Raw genomic sequence first — 19,681 nt, 5'->3', positions numbered from 1 at the left:
GGGCGCCGCCTTTCTGCGACGATAGCGTCGAAGCATGACTTCGACGGACTTCTCGTACCCCCAGCCCACCGACGATGAGCTCGCGGCACAGCAGCCCCGAGTCCCCGTCCATCCCGTCTATGCCTCGCCGCGGCCCGACGATCTGGCTGATGCGCACAACGGCGTCAACACTCGAATGGATGGCGCCGCCTCAGTGAAGTCGCCGGCGCTGGGCAAGGTGGCCGTGGCGCTCTCGATCGTCGCCATGGCCCTGAGCCTGGCCGCCTCGGTGATCCTGGGCGTGACCGTCGGGCCGTCCGAGGCCGCGTCCGGCTACTACTTCACGGACACACCGGATTGGTATCAGACCCTGGCGACCGTTCTCGTCGGAGTCCAGGGCCTGTGCACCTGCTTAGGTCTCACAGGCATCATCCTCGGCATCACGGCCGCGGTCACCGGGCGGGGCCGAACACCCGGCATCATCGCCATCGCGATTGCAGCGATCGCCCCGTTCGTCTCATTCGGCACATTCGTCGCCCTCGCCTTCATCGCCGCCTGATCTCCCGGCTCCGCCGCAAAACGGGCCGAGCGTCGAGGCACGGGTGTGCGCGTGCGTTTCTCGACGCCCATCCCGTTTTTCGGCGATCTGTCCGACTTCTTCTACGGTGCCAGACGATCCGGGTCAACGATATTCCGGAGCCGATCGCGGAATAGAATGAGGGGATGACGACCTTGCCGCTGACCCCCGCCTCGGCGGATCATGGGCGCCTGAACTGCGGGTATTTCGAGCGCGGGGAATGTCGTTCCTGCGCGCTCATCGAGACGCCTTATGGGCAGCAGATCACGGACAAGGAGTCCTGGTGCCGGGAGACCCTCGCCGAGGCAGCGCCCCGGATTTGGCTGCCGACCTTCGCCAGCGGTGTGCGGGATTTCAGGAACCGCGCGAAGCTCGCCGTTGGCGGGTCGGCCAGGCACATCACCTTGGGCATCCTCGATCAGGAGTTCCACGGGGTCGATCTGCGTGATTGTGGAATTCAGGCCCCGGCGATCCGTACGGTGATTCCGGTGCTTGCGGACTTCCTCGATGGCACCGGGCTCGAGCCCTACGATGTCTCTGCTCGCCGTGGGGAGCTGAAGTTCGTCCATGTCACGGCGGCGCCGTCGGGTGAGCTGATGATCCGGTTCGTCGTCCGCACTCAGCACGGGCTCGATGTGCTGCGGTCGAGGAAGGGGCCGCTCTCTGAACTCGTCCCCGATGCGTCAGTGGTGTCGGTGAATCTGCTGCCCGAGCACAAAGCGGTCCTCGAGGGCAGCCGCGAGGAGATGTTCCGCGGAGAGTCGCTGCGGATGAACCTCGATCGGGTGGATCTGCACTTGCGGCCACAGAGTTTCTTCCAGACGAATACCGCTGTCGCCATCGGGCTCTACAACCAAGTGGCCGAGTGGGTGCACGCTGTCGAGGCTTCGAACCTGTGGGACCTCTACTGCGGCGTCGGAGGGTTCGCGCTCTACTGCGCGTCACCATCGCGCCTGGTCACCGGCGTGGAGGTCAGCGAGCAGGCGATCGAGTCGGCAAAAGTCAGCGCCGCCGAACTCGGTATCGATGCCCGCTTCCTCGCCGGCGATGCCACGGGATTCGCCGAGGCGAACCTGGCGGCATCAACCGGCGTCGAACGACCGGACTGCGTGATCGTCAACCCGCCTCGGCGAGGGATCGGTGCACGTCTGTCGGCAGCCCTGGAGAATTCCGGCGTCGAGCACATCGTCTATTCGAGCTGCAATGCCGTCTCTCTGGCGAAGGATCTCGCGCGGATGCCCGCATATGAGGTGGCTCAGGCACGGATCTTCGACATGTTCCCGCACACGAAGCATCTCGAGGTCGCGGTCCTGCTCCAGAGGCGGTGAGCGCGCCTGCTCCTCGCTGGATTCTGCAGAAACGGTATCGCTTCGAGCCCGCAGGTTGTAGGCTCGGTGACGATGACCGGACAGGCGAACAGCCGCTCACGGATCGGTAACCCGGTCGATAGTTGAGCCGCAGAGGTCACGAGCGTTCTGCTCGCGGCCCACCTCATGATGAAGCCCATTTCTCAATTCTCAGTTCACCATGCCCGAAAACGTCTCGGGCGATCAGCGAATCAGAAACCTTCTGAAAAGGAACTTCATCATGTCAGCAACTTTCAACCACACCATCGTCGCCGCTGCCGATCCAGCCGCCTCGGCGCAGTTCTATGTCGATATCCTCGAGGCCGAGCACACCCAAACATGGGGACCGTTCGCCAACATCATGCTCTCCGACGGAGTCATGCTCCAGTTCGCTTCTCCCCCGCCGGGATACGACATCCTGCCGGTGCACATGGCCTTCCTCTGCTCGGACGACCATTTCGACCGAACCGTTGCCCTGCTGAATCGGCGCGGCCTCGACTTTTGGGCAGACCCACAGCGCACTCGCCCGCAGGAGACGAACACCGAGCACGGGGGTCGCGGTGTCTACTTCCTCGACCCGTCGGGAATGTATCTCGAGCTCATCACTCGTCCATACCTCTGAGCAGCTGCTGCCCCTCGCCGACCGATCGAGCCAGCGTCCACCGCTGGCCGCATAACTCGGCACAGCGACGACAACTCGAGCGGTCGGCGGGGCCCGGCAGCGTCAGTACTCCACCGCGAGAAGACTCACACTCTGCTGTTTCCGCGCTCATACATGTGGCGATTCGGCGGCGAGCGCATAGACTCGTCAGTCGCACGGCCCCACGAACGACCCAGTTCGCGGGGCCTGTTGTGTAATCTGCCCGATCCCACCCGCTGAACCGACGATTGCTCATGCCCGCCACCGAGGCGGCTGTAAGTCCGGAGACCACGATGACGATGCTGAACTCACCCACCCCTGAACCCGCAAGCGGCACTGCAGGCGGTTCCGACCGCTCAACCGCGTCCGCTTCCTCGAGCGGGTCAGACGACCCTCCCCCTGCCGGCGGGGCCGGATCCGCACTTGATACGGCCGACTCCCCCACGGCACCCGATGCAGCCCCACACTCCAACCGAGTGGGGAAAGTCTTTGTATGCTCGGTCGCCGTCGTCATCGCCTTCATGGTGTGGGCGACAATCGCACCCGATGCGCTCTCTGACATCATGACGCGAGCCATGACGACAGTGTCCACCGGATTCGGCTGGATCTACCTCGTCGTTCCGTTCGCCGCGATCGCGATGCTCGTGTCGTTCGCCGCCAGTCGATTCGGTCGCCTCCGCCTCGGCTCGCAGGACTCGCGTCCCGAATACCGCACGATCACCTGGCTCGCGATGATCCTCGCAGCTGTGATGGGAATCGGTCTGGTCAGCTACGGAGTGGCCGAACCGATGTCGCACTTCATGACCCCGCCCCACGGACTGGCCGAGCCGGAGACCATGGACGCGGCGATCCGCGCAATGCAGTTCTCCTACCTCGACTGGGGCTTCCAAGCCTGGGCGATCTTCGGCGTCTTCGGACTGGCGATCGGCTACTCCACCCACAGAAAGGGCCGACCGGCACTCGTATCCACGATGCTGCGCCCCGTCCTCGGCCGCTTCGTCGACGGCTGGGTCGGCAACTTCATCGACATCCTCACCATCATCGCCACACTCTTCGGGACGACGACGTCCCTGGGGCTCGGCGCCTCGCAGATCGGCGAGGGACTCAACACCGTCCTCGGCGTCGATTCCACCATCGTCATGCAGATCATCGTCATCACCGTGCTCACCCTCCTCTTCACCGGTTCGGCACTGACCGGAGTGAGCCGAGGCATCAAGTACATCTCGCAGATCACGCTGACCATGGCGACTCTGCTGGGGCTGTTCGTCTTCATCACCGGACCCAGCGGCTTCGTCTCCAACCTGTTCGTCCGGTCCGTCGGAGCCTTCGCCGGAGACTTCATCGAACTCAGCTTCATGACACCCACGAATGCCGAAGACAGCGAATGGATGCTCGGCTGGACCTACTTCATGATGGCGTGGTGGCTGTCCTGGAGCGCCTTCGTCGGCATCTTCCTGGCCAAGATCTCGAAGGGCCGCACCATCCGGGAGTTCGTCGCCGGCGTCCTGCTCGTGCCCAGTGCCGTGTTCTTCGTCTGGTTCACCGTCATGGGCGGTTCGGCGATCAAGTTCGACATCGACGGCGCCGGGATCGGTGAGGCCACTCAGGACAACCTCGATACCGCCTTCTTCAGCCTCCTCGACCAGCTGCCGCTGTCCATGCTCGCTTCGGTCTTCACGATCGTCATGGTCATCCTGTTCTTCGTTTCCTCCGCAGACTCGAACACCTTCGTCCTCAGCTCGCTCTCGTCGCAGGGCTCCTTCGCACCCCGGCGTCCGGTCATCGCGACCTGGGGATTCCTCACCGGAGGCTGCGCGGTGGTCCTGCTCCTCGTCGGCGGACTGCAGGCCCTGCAGCAGGCGGCGATGCTCTCGGCGGTGCCGTTCACCGTCATCGTGGTCGTCCTCGGCATCGCCCTGATCAAGGAACTGCGCAGCGATCACCAGATCGTCGAGGAGGTCGCGCGCGAGCGACGAGTGCTCGGACTCTGACGCTCGATCCGATCACACCGACCGCTCACGTTACCGTCCACCGCTCACCGCATAACTCAGTACAGCGACGGCAACGCGAGCGGTCGGCGAGGATTGTCAGCTCCGGCAGCCCAAGGAGGTGGCGTGACCAGAACTGAGCACCGTCACCGCAGCTTGGCGGTCACCTCGGCGGCGGCGGCCTTGACCCGGTCGACCACAGGACCGGTGTCCTCGGGCAGGGTCTCGGTGACGAAGGAGAGGCCGATTGCCGCGATCGGGCGGCCCAGCACATCGAACACCGGTGCCGCGAGCGTCGAGATCCCCGGCGTGACTTCGCCGTGTTCGATCGCGCTGCCGGTCCGTCGTTCCTGGGCGAGCACGGCGTTGAGCGCCTTCACCGAGGTCGGGCCCTTGCCCGTGCGCGTGACGAACTCGGTTTCGGACTGCAGCATCGCCAGCACCTCGGACTTCGGCAGCTGGGCGAGGATCGCCCGGCCGGTCGCCGTGAGGTAGCTCGGCATGCGCACCCCGGTGGCGGTGATGACCGCGACGGATTTGAGCGACTGCTCCTTGAGCACGTACTCCGTCTCCCAGCCGCGGATGACGGCCAGCTGCGCGGTCGTGGCGGTATCCTCGGCGAGCTGACGGACGATCGGCTGCGCCAACCGCTGCAGGGGATTCGTCCGCAGGTAGGACGCCCCGAGCTCGTGCACACCGGCTCCGAGCACATACCCGGATTCGGTGCGCGCGACGAGGCCGAGCTCCTCGAGCACGGCAAGGATGTCATATGCGCTCGACCGCGGAATCTCCAGCGACCTGACCAGAGCACCGGCCGTGATCGACCGATTCGACGAGGCCATATGCCGCAGGATCGCGATCGCCCGCCGCAGTGCCGGAACCTCAGCCACGACTCAGCCCTCCATCTCCAAGACCGCGAAGGCCCGAGAGTAGAGCTCGGCGATTTCGCCGAGTTCGGTGTGCACTCCGTCGCGCACGCGGACTTGGCCGCCGCTGACGGTCAGATGCACGTCCGCCGAGGTGGCCGTGAGGATGATCTGTTCGTCCAGGGATCCCATGGTGCGCATGCTGTCGGTGCGCAGAGCCACGAAGTCGCACGCCTTCCCGACCTCGAGCGCGCCGACCGGAAGGTCGAGGCTGCGTGCCCCACCTTCGGTGAGTGCCGTGATGAGTTCGGCCGGGGAGAACCGTCCGCGCTGACCCGACCGCAGCCGCTCCCCCGCCTCGAGCCCCTGAGTCTCGCGCAGGGCGTCGAGGACGACGTGCTGGTCGGAGCCGAGGGAGATCACCGCTCCGGCATCGGCGAGTTCCCGGGCCGGTCCGATGCCGTCGGCGAGGTCCGCCTCGGTGCATGGGCACATGACGATCGTCGACCGGGATCCGCCGAGGAGCGCAATGTCCTCCTCGCTCAGGTGAGTGGCGTGGACGGCCGAGAGTCGGTCGTCGACGACGCCCGAGCGGGCGAGCACCTCGGTGGGGCTGGCCCCGTACGCCGCCTGTGAGGCGTCATTTTCGGCCGGCTGTTCGGACAGGTGCACGTGCACGGGGCCGGACAGTTCGGTGAAGCGAGGCAGGTTTGCGGCTGGGACCGCGCGGATCGAATGGATCGCCGCACCCACGTGAACGAAGCTCTCACCTGGAGCCTTGACGGGGAATTCGTCGGAAAACGTGTCGATCAGGCCGGTGTGCCGGTCCATGTATCCGTCGACCGTGCCGTCGCCGAACCGGGCCTGTTCGGCCGAGAGCTCGGAGTCGATGGCGCCGGTGAGGTAGCAGGTGTCGAGCAGTCGGATGCGGATCCCCGCCGAGGCGGCCGCCCGTGCCAGCGCTCGTTCCATCGCGTGGGCGCGCCGTTCGGCATCGTCGTTCGCGTCCCCACCGGGACGCTCGGTGCCGTAGGGCGTTCCGTCCTGAGCGTGGTGGACGTAGTGGAACTCCCCCACCGAGGTGTAGCCGCCGGCGAGCATCTCTGCGAAGACAGCGCGGGCCACGGTCTCGTACGACTGGGGGTCGAGTTTCGCGGCGACGGAGTACATGACTTCGCGCCAGGTCCAGAAGGTGCCGCCGTCGCCGTGGGTGCGACCGCGCAGCATCCGGTGGAAGGCATGCGAGTGCGCGTTGACTCCGCCGGGCAGGACAAACCCGTGCACAGCCTCGGCGTCGGACGGAGCGGCGTCGACTCCGGTCTCGACCGCGGTGAGCGTTCCGGTGTCATCGGCGCTCAGCAGCACCCCGTGGGCGACGGCTCCGTCAACCCATGCGGATTCGCACCAGTAACGGGTGCTCATCGTGCACCTCCTGCCGTTGGGCCTCCGGTACTGCTGTCGGCAAGGGCGTGTTCGATGCCGAGTTCGCGGGCGAGCACCTTGACGAGCGCGTCGACTCCGGCCCTCTGGTCGTCGACCTCGCAGGCCTCTTCGGGAGCGTGCGAGACGCCGGTCGGGTTGCGGACGTAGAGCATCGCCGACGGCACATGGGGTGCGAGGATTCCGGCATCGTGTCCGGCGCCGGAGGGCAGCAGCGGAGCGTCCGGCAGCACCGAGGTCAGGCGGGAGTTGAGGTCGGCGGTGAAGTGGGTCGTCGGCGAGTAGGACTCCTGCGAGATGGTCACCTCGACACCGGACTCGGCGCCGTGGTCCTTCGCACGACGGCTGATCGCCTCGAGCACCTGCTTGACGACGGCATCGTCAGGATGGCGGATGTCGAGCCAGAAGCTCATGGTCGAAGCGATGACGTTCGTCCCGCCCGGGTGGATGAGGGTACGGCCCACGGTCGCCACGGCGCTCGCGTCAGTGGCGGCCGCTAGGGTCGGGATATCCCCGATCGCACGGGAGGCCGCGACCACCGGGTCGGCGCGATGGCTCATCGGAGTCGTGCCGGCGTGGTTGCCCTGGCCGGAGAAAGCGAAGTGCCAGCGCCCGTGGCCGATGATCGAGGAGCCGATGGCGACGGCCTGATCGGTGTTGATCAGACCGACGCCCTGTTCGACATGGAGTTCGATGAAGGAACCGATTCCGGCCAGCCGAGACTGGTCACGCCCGATCCGATCCGGGTCGAGGCCATAGCCACGGGCGACGTCGGCGAAGGTGTCACCGGCGGCGTCTTTGAGGCCGAGTGCGCGGTCGGTGTCGATGGCGCCGGTGAGCAGCCGTGAGCCGAGACAGGCGACGCCGAAGCGTGAGCCCTCCTCTTCGGGGAACACTGCCAGAGCGAAGGGCCGGGTGGACTGGTCGAGTGCGCCGGAGGCCTTGAGCACGTCGAAGGCCGCCAGCGCCGAGGCGACGCCGAGGGGGCCGTCGAACTCGCCTCCGCCGGGCACGGAGTCGAGGTGGGAACCGGTGACGACGGCGTTCGCACCCTGCGGGGTGGCCCATGCCCATGTGATTCCGTTGGCGTCGATCTCCGTGTCGAGGCCGCGGCGGTCCGCCTCGGCGAGGAACCACTCACGCAGCTCCCGTTCGGTGGCCGAGAATCCGGGCCGCTGGTAGCCCGGCCCGCGGGTGTCGCGGCCGGTGTCCTCGATCTGGCTCAGCAGCGAGACGACATCGCTCATTGTCAGTTCACTCCGTTCGAAATCGGTCGGGTCCGGTGATGTGTCGGTGCCGTGGTCGGCCGGCCCTGGCATCAGAGGCCCGGCGGTCGGGTCCGGTGCGGACGAGCCGCGGGGCGGGACGGACCACACGCAGGTTCCGCCCCGGCCCGGCGTCAGTCCTGGTGGGTGGTGGCTGCGGAGGTGCCCGAAGCCTCGGCGGCGGCTTCGAGGTTGCCCAGCGCAGTGAACTCGGGATCGTTGACGGCCGGTCCGCCGTCTCCCGGTTGCCAGGTTCCGGCAGCAGCGGTGACGGTGTGGGTCAGCGGTGCGACCGACTCGGCGGCGGCGACGAGCGAGCCGTCCTTGACCTTCGCAATGGTCTCGGCGAGTTCGGGCGAGAGGAACCGGTCGGGTCCGGGCCCCGGCACCGTCTCACGGATCGCCGCGATCACGGCTCCGGTCACCGGTGCCGGTGCGGCGTCGCGCATATCGCAGGCACGGGAGGCGGCATAGAGTTCGATGCCGACGACGGAGGCGAGGTTGTCGACGACCTTGCGCAGCTTGCGTGCGGCCGACCAGCCCATGGACACGTGGTCTTCCTGCATGGCCGAGGACGGGATCGAGTCGACCGAGGCCGGAGTCGCGCCGCGTTTGGCCTCGGAGACCATGGCCGCCTGCGTGTAGTGGGCGATCATCAGGCCGGAGTCGACACCGGCGTCGTCGGCGAGGAACGGGGTGAGGTTCTGGTTGCGGGCGACATCCATCATCCGGTCGGTGCGGCGTTCGGACATCGAGGCGACGTCGGCGGCGACGATGGCCAGGAAGTCCAAGGCATGGGCCAGCGGTGCACCGTGGAAGTTGCCGTTCGAGGACACCATTCCATTGGTGAGCACGACGGGGTTGTCGATGGCGGCCCGCAGTTCGCGTTCGGCCACCTGGGTGGCGAAGGCGACGGCGTCGCGGGCGGCACCGTTGACCTGCGGGGCGCAGCGCATCGAGTACGCGTCCTGGACGAGGTGGGTGGAGTCGCGGTGGCTGGCAGTGATGCCGGAGTCGGCGAGCGAGGCGAGCATGTTCGCAGCCGAGGCGGCCTGACCGTCGTGCGGGCGCAGCGCGTAGTGGAGTTCAGGGGCGAAGACGGCGTCGGTGCCGAAGAGTCCTTCGATGCTCATGGCCGCGGACACATCGACGGCGGTGAGCAGGTTCTCCAGGTCGGTCAGGGCCATGATGAGCATGCCGAGCATGCCGTCGGTGCCGTTGACCAGCGCGAGGCCTTCCTTCTCGGCCAGGGTGACCGGGGTGATTCCGGCCTTCGCGAGGATCTCATCGGCGGGCCCGGCCACTCCGTCGGGACCCTCGGCCACGCCTTCGCCCATGACGACGAGGGCGCATGCCGACAGTGGTGCGAGATCACCGGAGCAGCCGAGCGAGCCGTACTCGTGGACGACCGGGGTGATTCCGGCGTTGAGCAGGTCGACGTAGGTCTGGAGGACTTCGGCGCGGACGCCGGCCCGACCGGTGGCCAGGGTGCGGGCGCGCAGCAGCATGAGGGCGCGCACGACCTCGCGTTCGACGGGTTCGCCGACGCCGGCGGCGTGGGAGCGGATAAGGGATTTCTGCAGCTGGGTGCGCAGTTCGGCGGGGATGTGACGCTGGGCGAGCGCACCGAATCCGGTCGAGACTCCGTAGACGGGCTTCTCCGCCTGAGCGAGGGCGTCGATGGCCTCGCGGTACTTGTTCACCCGGGCCAGGGTGGCTTCGGACAGGGAGACCAACGCTCCGCGACGGGCGACGTCGACCACCTCGGCGAAGGTCAGCGTATCGGGGTCGAGATCGATGAATGTGGTCATCGTGTGCCTTTCTGTGAGTGCGTCAGTGTGATGTCTGAGTCGTGGGTGAAGGTCTCATACGCCGGCGCCGAGGTGGTTCCTCGCAGTCGACGCACTGTGCTCGTGCGTAGGTGGTTCAGTCGCGGGGTCGATTGTCGACGATGAGCTCACCGCCGGAGTAGACGCGTTCGACCAGCTGCACACCGGGCCGGTAGGCCAGGTGGCGGTAGCTGGGTGCGTCGAGGATGGCCAGGTCGGCGCGGGCCCCCGTTCCGAGGTGGCCGACGTCGGTGCGTTGCAGGGCGTTGGCGCCGCCCGCTGTCGCTGCCCACACCGCCTGTTCGACGGTGAAGTGCATGTCCCGGACGCCGATGGCGATGACGAACGGCATGCTGTTGGAGAACCCTGAACCGGGATTGCAGTCGCTGGCGATCGCCAGCGATACTCCCGCGTCGACGTAGCGGCGGGCGTCGGGGTAGGGCTGGCGGGTGGAGAATTCGATGCTCGGCAGCAGGGTGACGACGGTGCCCGCCTCGGCGAGGACGGCGAGGTCCTCATCGGAGGCGAAGGTCGCATGGTCGACGGACACGCAGCCGAGTTCCGCGCCGAGCTTGAGCGCCCCGCCCTCGGTGAGCTGATTGGCGTGCAGCCGCGGTTTCATTCCGACGGCCTTGCCGGCATCGATGATCCGCCGGGTCTGGACCTCGGTGAAGGCACCGGTTTCGCAGAACACGTCGATCCACTTCGCTTTGCCTGCGGCCGCCGGGATGATCTCGTCGATGACGAGGTCGACGTAGCGTTCCGGCTCGTCCTTGAACTCCGGCGGGACGACGTGCGCGGCGATGAGGGTCGATTCTTCGGTGTGCCGGTTGATGATGTCGAGGGCCTGGATCTCGTCGGGCACGGTCAGCCCGTAGCCGGACTTGATCTCGAACGTCGTCGTTCCCTGCCGCTTCGCCTGCTCGAGCAGGTGGACAAGGTTGGCCTCGAGTTCGGATTCCGTCGCTGCGCGGGTGGCGGCCACGGTGGTGGCGATGCCCCCGGCCGAGTACTTCTGTCCGGCCATCCGGGCCGCGAATTCCTCGGACCGATCACCGGCGAAGATGAGGTGGTTGTGGCTGTCGACGAAGCCGGGGATGACGGCTTTGCCACTGAGGTCGATCGTCTCGAGTCCGCCGAGGTCATTCGCCGAGGTGACTTCCCCGTTTGCGATGTCATCGTCGTTCAGCTTCGGTTCGGCCCCCTCACCGAGACTGTTCGACACCGCCGTGTCCGCCTCAGCGGACGGTCCCGACCAGATGATCCGACCGTCGTCGATGAGCAGCGCGGCATCGGTGATGATGCCCAGCTCGCCGAGGGTGTCGAGGTCGTTGACGACGAGTTCGCTGATGCCGGTGATGAGCTGCATGGCGAGTCGGGCCTTTCCGATCGAGAATGATTCCCTCTCAGTATGGACCGCTCGGTGGCGGGGCAGAACCTCTCCCGCAGATATTTGTCCGATATTTCGGACGGCCGAGTGATGGGGGTCTGGTGAACCCGCCCGCCGGCTCGGTCGGCAACTCCCCGCGGCCCAGAAAAAGGTGAGTAGCCCAAGTTTGAAACCGGGCTACTCACCTTTTTCTGAGCTATTCAGCGACCGCGCCGTCGACGCAACGCCGCGGACTGCTTACTGTGCGGCGGATTCCTCGTCGCGCTTGTCGAGCTCGGGGATCATCGGCACGCGCTGACCGCGCTCTTCGGCCACCTCGGAGGCGCGATCGTAACCGGCGTCGACGTGGCGGATGACGCCCATGCCCGGGTCGTTCGTGAGCAAGCGTGCCAGTTTCTGAGCGGCCAGCTCAGTGCCGTCGGCCACGGAGACCTGTCCGGCGTGGATGGAGCGGCCGATGCCGACGCCACCGCCGTGGTGGATCGACACCCAGGTCGCACCCGAAGAGGTGTTGACCAGGGCGTTGAGCAGCGGCCAGTCGGCAACGGCGTCCGTACCGTCGAGCATGGATTCGGTTTCGCGGTAGGGGCTGGCGACGGAACCGGAGTCGAGGTGGTCACGGCCGATGACGATCGGGGCCGAGATCTTGCCTTCCGCGACGAGCTGGTTGAACAGCAGACCGGCCTGGTGGCGTTCCTTGTAGCCGAGCCAGCAGATGCGTGCCGGCAAGCCTTCGAACTCGACGTATTCATTGGCGGCGTCGAGCCAGGTGTGGAGGTGTTCATTCTCGGGGAAGAGCTCCTTGAGCGCCTGATCGGTGACCTCGATGTCCTTCGGGTCGCCGGACAGCGCGACCCAGCGGAAGGGTCCGAGGCCTTCGCAGAAGAGGGGGCGGATATAGGCGGGGACGAAACCGGGGAATTCGAAGGCACGGTCATAGCCGGCCTTGCGGGCTTCGTCGCGGATCGAGTTGCCGTAATCGAAGACCTCGGCGCCGCGGTCCTGGAATTCGACCATGGCCTTCACATGCTTGGCCATGGACTCCTCGGCGCGGATGGTGAACTTCTCGGCATCCTGCTCGGCCTCTTCGTGCCAGTCGTCGACGCTCACGCCCACCGGCAGGTAGGACAGCGGGTCGTGAGCCGAGGTCTGGTCGGTGACGATGTCGACTTCAGCAGCCTCGGGGCGATCGAGGATGAGCGGGAGGATCTCGGCGGCGTTGCCGACGAGTCCGACGGACAGGGCCTGCTTGTTCTTCTTCGCTTCGATGACCTTGGCCAGTGCGGTGTCGAGGTCGGTTTCGACTTCGTCGAGGTAGCGCTTGCCCTTGCGGCGATCGAGGCGGGTCTTGTCGACGTCGATGATGAGGCAGGCGCCGCCGTTGAGGGTCACGGACAGCGGCTGGGCTCCGCCCATTCCGCCGCAGCCGGCGGTGATGGTCAGGGTTCCGGCGAGGGTGCCGTCGAAGCGCTTGCGGGCGATGGCGCCGAAGGTCTCGTAGGTGCCCTGGAGGATGCCCTGGGTGGCGATGTAGATCCAGGACCCGGCGGTCATCTGGCCGTACATCATGAGGCCTTCGGCCTCGAGCTCGCGGAAGTGCTCCCAGTTGGCCCAGTCTCCGACGAGGTTGGAGTTCGCAATGAGCACGCGCGGGGCCCATTCATGGGTGCGCATGACACCGACGGGCTTGCCCGACTGGATGAGCAGGGTCTCGTCGTCCTCGAGGTCGTCGAGGGTGCGCACGATTGCGTCATATGCTTCCCAGGAGCGGGCGGCGCGACCGGTGCCGCCGTAGACGACGAGGTCTTCGGGACGTTCGGCGACCTCGGGGTCGAGGTTGTTCATGAGCATGCGCTTGGGTGCTTCGGTCTGCCAGGACTTCGCGGTGATCTCGGTTCCGCGGTCGGCACGGATGACGCGGGACGGGTCGTGCTGGGTGAACGACGGCTTGGTGGTCATGGGATTCTCCTTGTCGCTGTGTCCGACGAGGCGGATGCTTGGCTGCCGCTTCGCCGTCGCGCCGAGGTGTGGGCTCCCCTGCGCTGTCGGCTCTGACTACACCATCCATTCTGACGACTGGAGCAGAATGCGGAAGTGGCCCGCATCAAGTTCCGTCCGACATTTCGGACATAGATGAATCGATGCCGGGTTCGCCGCTCCCCGAGACTCACGCAGCACTGGTCGGTTCCACGCGCCACCCACACAGATTTCCCACCGAGGCAGCCCCGGCAGTTTCGTTCAGACCCTCGCCGACTCCTCGACAGCCGCGCACACCCGACCGTCGGCCTCCGCGCCATACCGGCCTTCGCCATCGTCCCCGCCGGCGACCTCCGCAACCGGCTGCACCGGCGAGATCCGGTAGCTGGCCGGAGTCCGGGCGAGCTTGATCGGCGAGGCCACCCCGCGGTAGCCGTCGCCCATCTCCACGACCATCTCGCGGTGCGCGGTATGCGGGTGTTCGACCACCTCGGCGGCGTCGAGGATCGGACCGGCGGGCACGCCGATGCTCATGAGCTCCTCGGACAGCGCCTCTGCCGACGTGGAGACCATGAGCGCTTCGAGTTCGACCCGCAGCGCATCACTGTTGCCCAGACGCGCGGCATTGTCGACGAATCGCGGGTCCCGGGCGAGCCCAGGAGCACCGAGGTGGTCGACGAGCTTAGCGAACTGCGCGTCGTTTCCGGCGGTGATGAACACCTGCCCGGCCCCGGTCGCGAACGCCGAATACGGGGCGATGTTCGGATGGTCGTTGCCGGACAGCTTCGGCACGGCCCCACCGCCGAAGAAGTTCGGCAGGTGCGGATGCATGACGGAGATTCCGCAGTCGAAGAGCGTCGTCTCGACCCGCTGACCGCGTCCGCTGGTCACCCGTTCCTGCAGCGCCATGAGCACGCCGATGGCCGCGTTGAGCCCGGTGACCATGTCGACGGCGGGCATGCCGATGCGCATCGGCCCGGTCGACTCATCCCCGTTGACCGACATCAGTCCCGACATCGCCTGGATGATCGCGTCGTATCCGGGCCGCCCACCCAGCGGACCGTCATCGCCGAAGCCGGTGATGGACGCGTGCACGAGGTGCGGGTAGCGGTCCGGAATGTCCGACACCGGGTCAAGCCCCCACTTCGCCAGGGTCCCGGTCTTGAAATTCTCGACGAGCACATCGGCCCCGGCCAGCAGCCCGTGCAGCGCCTCCTGTCCCTCCTCGGTGCGCAGGTCGAGGGTGATCATCCGCTTGTTCCGGTTGATCCCGGCGAAGTAGCTCGACACTTCCGGCGCCACGAACGGCGGCCCCCAGCTGCGCGTATCATCGCCGGCCGGAGGTTCGACCTTGATGACCTCGGCACCGTGATCGGCCAGGATCTGCGTGCAATAGGGCCCGCCGAGGATGCGCGAGAGATCGATGACCGTGATCCCGGCGAGTGCTCCCGCGCTCACTGCCCGCTCCCTCCGGAACGCGCAGTTCCATCCTCGGCGGACTGAGCTGCTCCACCTTCGCCGAGGATCTCCTCGACAGCCGCGAACGCTTCGTCCCGGCCCATACCGACACCGTCGATGAGGGCGTCGAGTAAGGCGTCGTCTTCGACGACCGGGACGAGCGGGTTCTGCGGCATCAGCTTGTGGCGCAGTACCAGTGCGGCGATGACGATGCGCGACCAGTCGCCGCGGCTGTCTCCGATCCGCGCGCCTTCCGAGGCCATGATGGACGCGCACACGAGGTTGTAGGTCGCGGTCGCGAGCTGACGCACCCGTGCCTGCTCAACACCTTCGGGCGTGGACTCGAGCGCGTGCAGCAGCGTCGAGCTCAGCGATTGGATCTGGCTGCGGAACGTGGCCGGGAGGTCGGCCGCCTCGGCGATGAGCGTCTCCAGGTGCAGGAACAGCGGTTTGAGTGTGCCCGCCCGGTGGGCGGCGCGGATGACGTCGAGGGCGACGATGTTCGAGGTGCCTTCCCAGATCGATCCGAGCTGGGAATCGCGGAAGACGCGGGCGTCGCCGTATTCCTCGATGTAGCCGACTCCGCCGCGGATCTCCATCGCGTCCGCGGTGACCTTGCGGGCGTCGCGGGTGGCGCGGAACTTGATGAGCGGGGTGAGGATGCGCAGAACCGAGGCGGCTTCGGCGTCACCGGCATCGGCCCGGGCGAAGACGTCCGCCGTGTGCAGGGAGATCGACAGCGCCTGTTCCGTGGTCGTCATGATCTTCGCGAGCTGGCGACGCTGCAGGGGCAGCTTGCTCAACGTCGAACCGAAGGCTTCGCGATTGCGGCAGATGAACTTCGACTCACCGAAGGCCCGCCGCATGAGGCCGGCCGCGCGCACGGCATTGGACAGGCGGGAGGAGTTGACCATATCGGCCATCTGCACGAATCCGCGTCCGATATCGCCGACGAGGTAGGCCGTCGCTCCCTGCAGGCTCATCTCGCCGCTGGGCATCGATCGGGTACCGAGCTTGTCCTTGAGGCGGACGATGCGCATGGAGTTCGGCGAACCGTCCTCAAGAGTGCGCGGTAAGAGGAAGAGTCCGATGCCTTTGATTCCGGGCCGTGCACCCTCGGGGCGGGCGAGGACCATGGCGAGTTCGGCGTCGGCGTTCGAGCAGAACCACTTCTCACCGGTCAGCGCCCAGGTGCCGTCGCCGTTGTCGACGGCCGTGGTCGTCGCCCGGCCGACGTCGGAGCCGGCGTCCTGTTCGGTCATGAACATCGCGCCCTGGGTCAGGGTGTCGACATCGGTGCTCGTCAGTCCGCCGATGAAGCGCTCGACGAGTTCGGGTGAACCGTACTTGCGCAGGGTGCGGGTGAGCGAGTCGGTCATGTTCACCGGGCACAGCAGCCCGAATTCCGCCTGCGTGAACAGGTAGACGAGGAGGTATTTGACGATCGGCGGCATCGGTTCGTCCCAATCGAGGACACCCGGCCGGTGGCTCATTGCGGCCAGTCCGAGTTCGCCGAAGGCGACTTCCTGCAGGCGCCGGTAGGCCGGATGGATCTCGATCGACTGCTGATCGGCACCGTTGCGGGTGCGGTGCTTGAGCACCGGAGGGTTGACGTCGGCATCGTGAGCGAGGTCGTCGAGCTCTCCGCCGAGGCGGGGCCCGAGGTCCTCGAACACCGGCCGGAGGTGCGCGAGCAGCTTCTCGTCGAGGTAGAGCGGCAGGAGGTCCTTCAGCGACCGGTCGTCGGCGAAGCGGTCGATGCCGTAGCTGTCCGGAACGGGGGTCATGGTCGTATCGGGCGACGAAGCAGTCTCACGCAAGATAATCTCCTTTGATGGTTTCTTCGACCGTATGCCCGAGAACCTGGGACTGACAAAGACATTTCTCTTATCCCTGATAATCTTCGGTTATGGCTGAACCGAGTCTCAAGCGCCTCCAGTACTTCATCGCCTTGGCAGAGCACGGCAAGTTCCAGCTCGCCGCCGACGCGGTGAACATCTCACAGCCGGCGCTGAGCGCCGAACTCAAGAGACTCGAGGACTTCGTCGGCAAACCGCTGTTCCACCGCAGTCCCGTGACGAAGCTGACCGCCGCCGGAGAGGCGCTGCTGCCCTATGCGAAGTCCGCCGTCGGAGCCGCCCACCGTTTCAACGAATATGCGGCGGCCGTGAACACGGGGGCGCCGACGTCGATCTCGATCGGCACAGTGGCCACCTTCCTCCATCGCGGCCTGCCGCAGACGATCACGGACTTCTCCGCAGCGCACCCGGACATCCTCGTCACCACCGAGGAGGCCACCTCGGCGGCGCAGTCGGACATGCTGCTCGGCCACAACATCGACATCGCCTGCGGACACATGCCCCTCCAACATCCCGGCGTCGTCTGCACTCCGGCTGCCCGGGAATCGTTCTGGCTGTGCGCTCCAGCGGGCTCACCGATCACCACCATCGCCGAGGCGGTCGATTCCCCGTTCGTCATCTTCCGCAAGAGCGCGTCCCCGATCTATCACGACACCGTCGTCGGCATCTGCCGCACGCACGGCTTCGAACCGCAGATCCACCATCGGACAGCCAGCTGGTCGGCCGCCGTCGAGATGGTCGCCCACGGACTCGGCGTCTCGCTTGTCCCCTCACCGGTGGCCCGCAGCTACCACGGCGATGAGCGACTGATCTTCACTCGGGTCGGCACTCGCCCGAATGCCCCGCAGGCGTGGATCACCGTCCGCCGGGAGGATCAGTCGACACTCATCGGCGACCTCGCCCTCGACCTCGTCATCGCCTCGGAATCACTCGCCGACCCGGTCGCCGACTGAGGAACCGAGCCTCGCCGCACGGACACTCCGGCCCGGCTGGAACCGGGCGGCCCCACCCCGCCCGGCACCGCAACGGCGAGCGAGCGCATCCGCTTCGCTTCACGCGTGGGCACAGCCGCCTCGGAGAGGGCATGGCCGCACTCTGATACACATCGCGCAACAATCCGTTACTCGACTACCTGTGCCAGTATCAGCAGAAATTCTCTCCTCGCGTCCTACGGCCCGGTAAGCCGCAGAACATAAGGGAATCCGGCTGTAGCATCACTCTAAGTTATGACGGTATAACTAAAAAGTGTTTGCGCGGCCCACAAGGGCAACTTACGGTGAACGAGCACCCATGCCACGTCAGAGACGCCTGGCATCGGTCGGCGCAATGACGCTCCACCTGAGAGGAATCGCATGTCTGATTCGGTCAACACCGCGAAACGCGCTCGCAAAGCCGGAATCGCATCATTCATCGGAACCACCATCGAGTGGTACGACTTCTACATCTACGGAACCGCCTCGGCGCTGGTCTTCGGGCATGTCTTCTTCCCCGACACCCTGCCTGCCGGCGTCGGCACTCTGCTCTCCTTCGTCACGCTGTGGGCGGGCTTCCTCGCTCGTCCGCTCGGCGGCATCATCTTCGGTCACTTCGGTGACAAGTACGGCCGGAAGAAGACCCTCGTCGTCACGCTCGTGCTGATGGGCGCGGCATCGTTCCTCGTCGGTCTGCTGCCCGGATATGCGACCATCGGCATCGCCGCTCCGATCATCCTCACCTGCCTGCGCATCCTGCAGGGCATCGCGGTCGGCGGCGAATGGGGCGGATCCGTGCTCATCGCCAGCGAGAACGCCCCGAAGGGCAAGGGAGTCCTCTACTCGGCCTTCGCCCAGCAGGGATCACCGGCAGGAAATCTCATCTCCTCCGGCATGTTCTTCCTCCTCGCGCTCCTGCCGACCCCGCAGTTCCTCCTCTACGGCTGGAGGATCGCGTTCCTCGCCTCGATCTTCCTCATCGTCATCGGCCTCGTCATCCGCCTCAAGCTCGAAGAGCCGGAGAACATGAAGGTCGTGAAGAAGAAGGACGCCGTCGCCAAGGTTCCCGCCTTCGAGGCGATCAGGAAGCACTGGGTGCTCATCCTCCTCGGCGCCGGTGCGCTGCCGCTCATCCAGGTCACCTACCTCAAGACGACGTTCGCCACGGCCTGGGCCACGGACACCTCTCACTCTTGGGCGTACAGCTCGTCGACGTTCCTCGCCGTCGTCACGCTCGCGCTCGTGGTGCAGTTCATCGTCCAGCCCTTCGGCGCGATCATCCTCGACCGGGTCAAGGACATGCGCAAGGCGATCTTCTGGATCATCCTGCCGGAGTTCGTCCTCATGCCGCTCATGTTCTTCGCGATCGAATTGGGCCATCCCGGCATCGCGCTGGCAGCCATGGCCGCTGCGACCGTTCCGCACTCGCTGTTCTACGCCGGCATCGGCGGCATCATCGCCCGGGCGTTCCCCACGCGGGTCCGGTACACGGGAATCTCGCTGGCCTACCAGCTGTGTTCGATGACCGTGGGCGGCGGCACCGCTGCGGCAGCACAGTGGATGTACACGAGCTCGGGATCCATCGTTCCGGTGGCGATCCTCAGCGCCGGCTATGCACTCGTCTCCCTCGTCTGCACGCTCATCCTGCTCAACAAGACCGGCTGGACGGCCAGCGAGAATTCGAAGGCCGAGGCCGCCGACGAGGCGGAGTTCGCCGCAGCCCTCGCCGCCGAGAAGGCCGAGCGCGACGCCGACTCGAAGGGTGCGCCTGGCGCGACCGGTTCCGTATCAGCGGCCGCCGGTTCCACGCCGGCCGCCGGTTCCGCACCGGCCGCCGGTTCCGCACCGGCCGCCGGTTCCGCACCGGCCGCCGGCTCCGCGGACGCGGTCGGCACGAGCGATTCCGTGTCGGCCGCCGACGCCACAGGCGCGGACTCAGAACCTGCACCGGCGCGCGCTCCCGTCACTCCCTGAGGACTTCGCCTCGACGACGATGAGGCCCCGGCCACGATAACGATGGCCTCAACAACGATGAGGCCCCTGCCTCGATAACCATGCGGTCCCGAGTCTCCTGATGGGCTCGGGGCCGCATCGCT

Annotated in this window: 14 protein-coding genes; 6 read left to right on the top strand and 8 right to left on the bottom strand. The window is 66.5% G+C overall.

Translation table 11 applies throughout. From position 1 onward, the window contains the following. The first annotated feature begins 34 nt into the window (after nt 1-34). The 4 genes from AC239G_RS02085 to AC239G_RS02070 all read left to right on the top strand — a co-directional run bounded on the left by AC239G_RS02085 (nt 35) and on the right by AC239G_RS02070 (nt 4,533). Nucleotides 35-538, top strand: a complete 504-nt coding sequence (locus AC239G_RS02085; RefSeq protein WP_139469439.1) for a hypothetical protein — start codon at nt 35-37, stop codon at nt 536-538. Nucleotides 539-702: 164 nt separating this feature from the next. Then, nucleotides 703-1,884 (top strand): methyltransferase domain-containing protein, encoded by a 1,182-nt coding sequence (locus AC239G_RS02080; RefSeq protein WP_180345655.1) that lies wholly within the window; start codon nt 703-705, stop codon nt 1,882-1,884. A gap of 259 nt (nt 1,885-2,143) precedes the next feature. Continuing rightward, complete coding sequence (locus tag AC239G_RS02075; protein ID WP_139469440.1) at nt 2,144-2,524, top strand: VOC family protein; 381 nt, start codon at nt 2,144-2,146, stop codon at nt 2,522-2,524. 494 nt (nt 2,525-3,018) lie between these two features. Continuing rightward, nucleotides 3,019-4,533 (top strand): BCCT family transporter, encoded by a 1,515-nt coding sequence (locus AC239G_RS02070; RefSeq protein WP_248284034.1) that lies wholly within the window; start codon nt 3,019-3,021, stop codon nt 4,531-4,533. Nucleotides 4,534-4,676: 143 nt separating this feature from the next. Here the strand turns inward: AC239G_RS02070 and AC239G_RS02065 are convergent, their stop codons facing one another. The 8 genes from AC239G_RS02065 to AC239G_RS02030 form a co-directional block, all read right to left on the bottom strand. After that, the gene (locus AC239G_RS02065; RefSeq protein WP_139469441.1) at nt 4,677-5,420 is read right to left on the bottom strand and encodes an IclR family transcriptional regulator; all 744 of its coding nucleotides are present in this window, start codon (nt 5,418-5,420) and stop codon (nt 4,677-4,679) included. 3 nt (nt 5,421-5,423) lie between these two features. Next, nucleotides 5,424-6,818 carry a formimidoylglutamate deiminase gene (locus tag AC239G_RS02060; protein WP_139469442.1) on the bottom strand — a complete coding sequence of 465 codons (1,395 nt, stop codon included), beginning with the start codon at nt 6,816-6,818 and terminating at the stop codon, nt 5,424-5,426. Continuing rightward, nucleotides 6,815-8,083, bottom strand: a complete 1,269-nt coding sequence (locus AC239G_RS02055; protein ID WP_139469443.1) for an allantoate amidohydrolase — start codon at nt 8,081-8,083, stop codon at nt 6,815-6,817. The genes AC239G_RS02060 and AC239G_RS02055 overlap by 4 nt, the downstream gene beginning before the upstream one ends. Nucleotides 8,084-8,235: 152 nt before the next feature. Next, on the bottom strand, nt 8,236-9,912 hold the full coding sequence (gene hutH / locus AC239G_RS02050) for a histidine ammonia-lyase (RefSeq protein ID WP_139469444.1): 1,677 nt from the start codon (nt 9,910-9,912) through the stop codon (nt 8,236-8,238). Between the two features lie 115 nt (nt 9,913-10,027). Beyond that, nucleotides 10,028-11,299: an imidazolonepropionase gene (hutI, locus tag AC239G_RS02045; RefSeq protein ID WP_139469445.1), complete on the bottom strand. Its 1,272-nt coding sequence runs from the start codon at nt 11,297-11,299 to the stop codon at nt 10,028-10,030. 258 nt (nt 11,300-11,557) lie between these two features. After that, complete coding sequence (gene hutU, locus AC239G_RS02040; protein WP_139469446.1) at nt 11,558-13,279, bottom strand: urocanate hydratase; 1,722 nt, start codon at nt 13,277-13,279, stop codon at nt 11,558-11,560. 279 nt (nt 13,280-13,558) lie between these two features. After that, nucleotides 13,559-14,755 (bottom strand): CaiB/BaiF CoA transferase family protein, encoded by a 1,197-nt coding sequence (locus AC239G_RS02035; protein WP_139469447.1) that lies wholly within the window; start codon nt 14,753-14,755, stop codon nt 13,559-13,561. Next, nucleotides 14,752-16,575: an acyl-CoA dehydrogenase family protein gene (locus AC239G_RS02030; RefSeq protein ID WP_229664048.1), complete on the bottom strand. Its 1,824-nt coding sequence runs from the start codon at nt 16,573-16,575 to the stop codon at nt 14,752-14,754. The genes AC239G_RS02035 and AC239G_RS02030 overlap by 4 nt, the downstream gene beginning before the upstream one ends. Nucleotides 16,576-16,664: 89 nt before the next feature. On the opposite strand from AC239G_RS02030, the gene AC239G_RS02025 reads away from it, so the two are divergent. Both AC239G_RS02025 and AC239G_RS02020 read left to right on the top strand, forming a co-directional pair. Next, nucleotides 16,665-17,567 (top strand): LysR family transcriptional regulator, encoded by a 903-nt coding sequence (locus AC239G_RS02025; protein ID WP_139469448.1) that lies wholly within the window; start codon nt 16,665-16,667, stop codon nt 17,565-17,567. 399 nt (nt 17,568-17,966) lie between these two features. Further along, on the top strand, nt 17,967-19,559 hold the full coding sequence (locus AC239G_RS02020) for an MFS transporter (protein ID WP_487489699.1): 1,593 nt from the start codon (nt 17,967-17,969) through the stop codon (nt 19,557-19,559). Nucleotides 19,560-19,681 lie beyond the last annotated feature (122 nt).

It is taken from the genome of Brevibacterium sp. Lmc1 (genome assembly GCF_057654315.1).
Note: the sequence above shows the minus strand (reverse complement) of the source record. Positions and strands in the feature narration are given on the sequence as shown.

What these genes read in the sequence shown, in the direction of transcription:
- AC239G_RS02085 (WP_139469439.1), top strand. Translation starts at nt 35, where the DNA reads ATGACTTCGACGGACTTCTCGTACCCCCAGCCCACCGACGATGAGCTC.
- AC239G_RS02080 (WP_180345655.1), top strand. Translation starts at nt 703, where the DNA reads ATGACGACCTTGCCGCTGACCCCCGCCTCGGCGGATCATGGGCGCCTG.
- AC239G_RS02075 (WP_139469440.1), top strand. Translation starts at nt 2,144, where the DNA reads ATGTCAGCAACTTTCAACCACACCATCGTCGCCGCTGCCGATCCAGCC.
- AC239G_RS02060 (WP_139469442.1), bottom strand. Translation starts at nt 6,818, where the DNA reads ATGAGCACCCGTTACTGGTGCGAATCCGCATGGGTTGACGGAGCCGTC.
- AC239G_RS02055 (WP_139469443.1), bottom strand. Translation starts at nt 8,083, where the DNA reads ATGAGCGATGTCGTCTCGCTGCTGAGCCAGATCGAGGACACCGGCCGC.
- hutH (WP_139469444.1), bottom strand. Translation starts at nt 9,912, where the DNA reads ATGACCACATTCATCGATCTCGACCCCGATACGCTGACCTTCGCCGAG.
- hutI (WP_139469445.1), bottom strand. Translation starts at nt 11,299, where the DNA reads ATGCAGCTCATCACCGGCATCAGCGAACTCGTCGTCAACGACCTCGAC.
- hutU (WP_139469446.1), bottom strand. Translation starts at nt 13,279, where the DNA reads ATGACCACCAAGCCGTCGTTCACCCAGCACGACCCGTCCCGCGTCATC.
- AC239G_RS02025 (WP_139469448.1), top strand. Translation starts at nt 16,665, where the DNA reads ATGGCTGAACCGAGTCTCAAGCGCCTCCAGTACTTCATCGCCTTGGCA.
- AC239G_RS02020 (WP_487489699.1), top strand. Translation starts at nt 17,967, where the DNA reads ATGTCTGATTCGGTCAACACCGCGAAACGCGCTCGCAAAGCCGGAATC.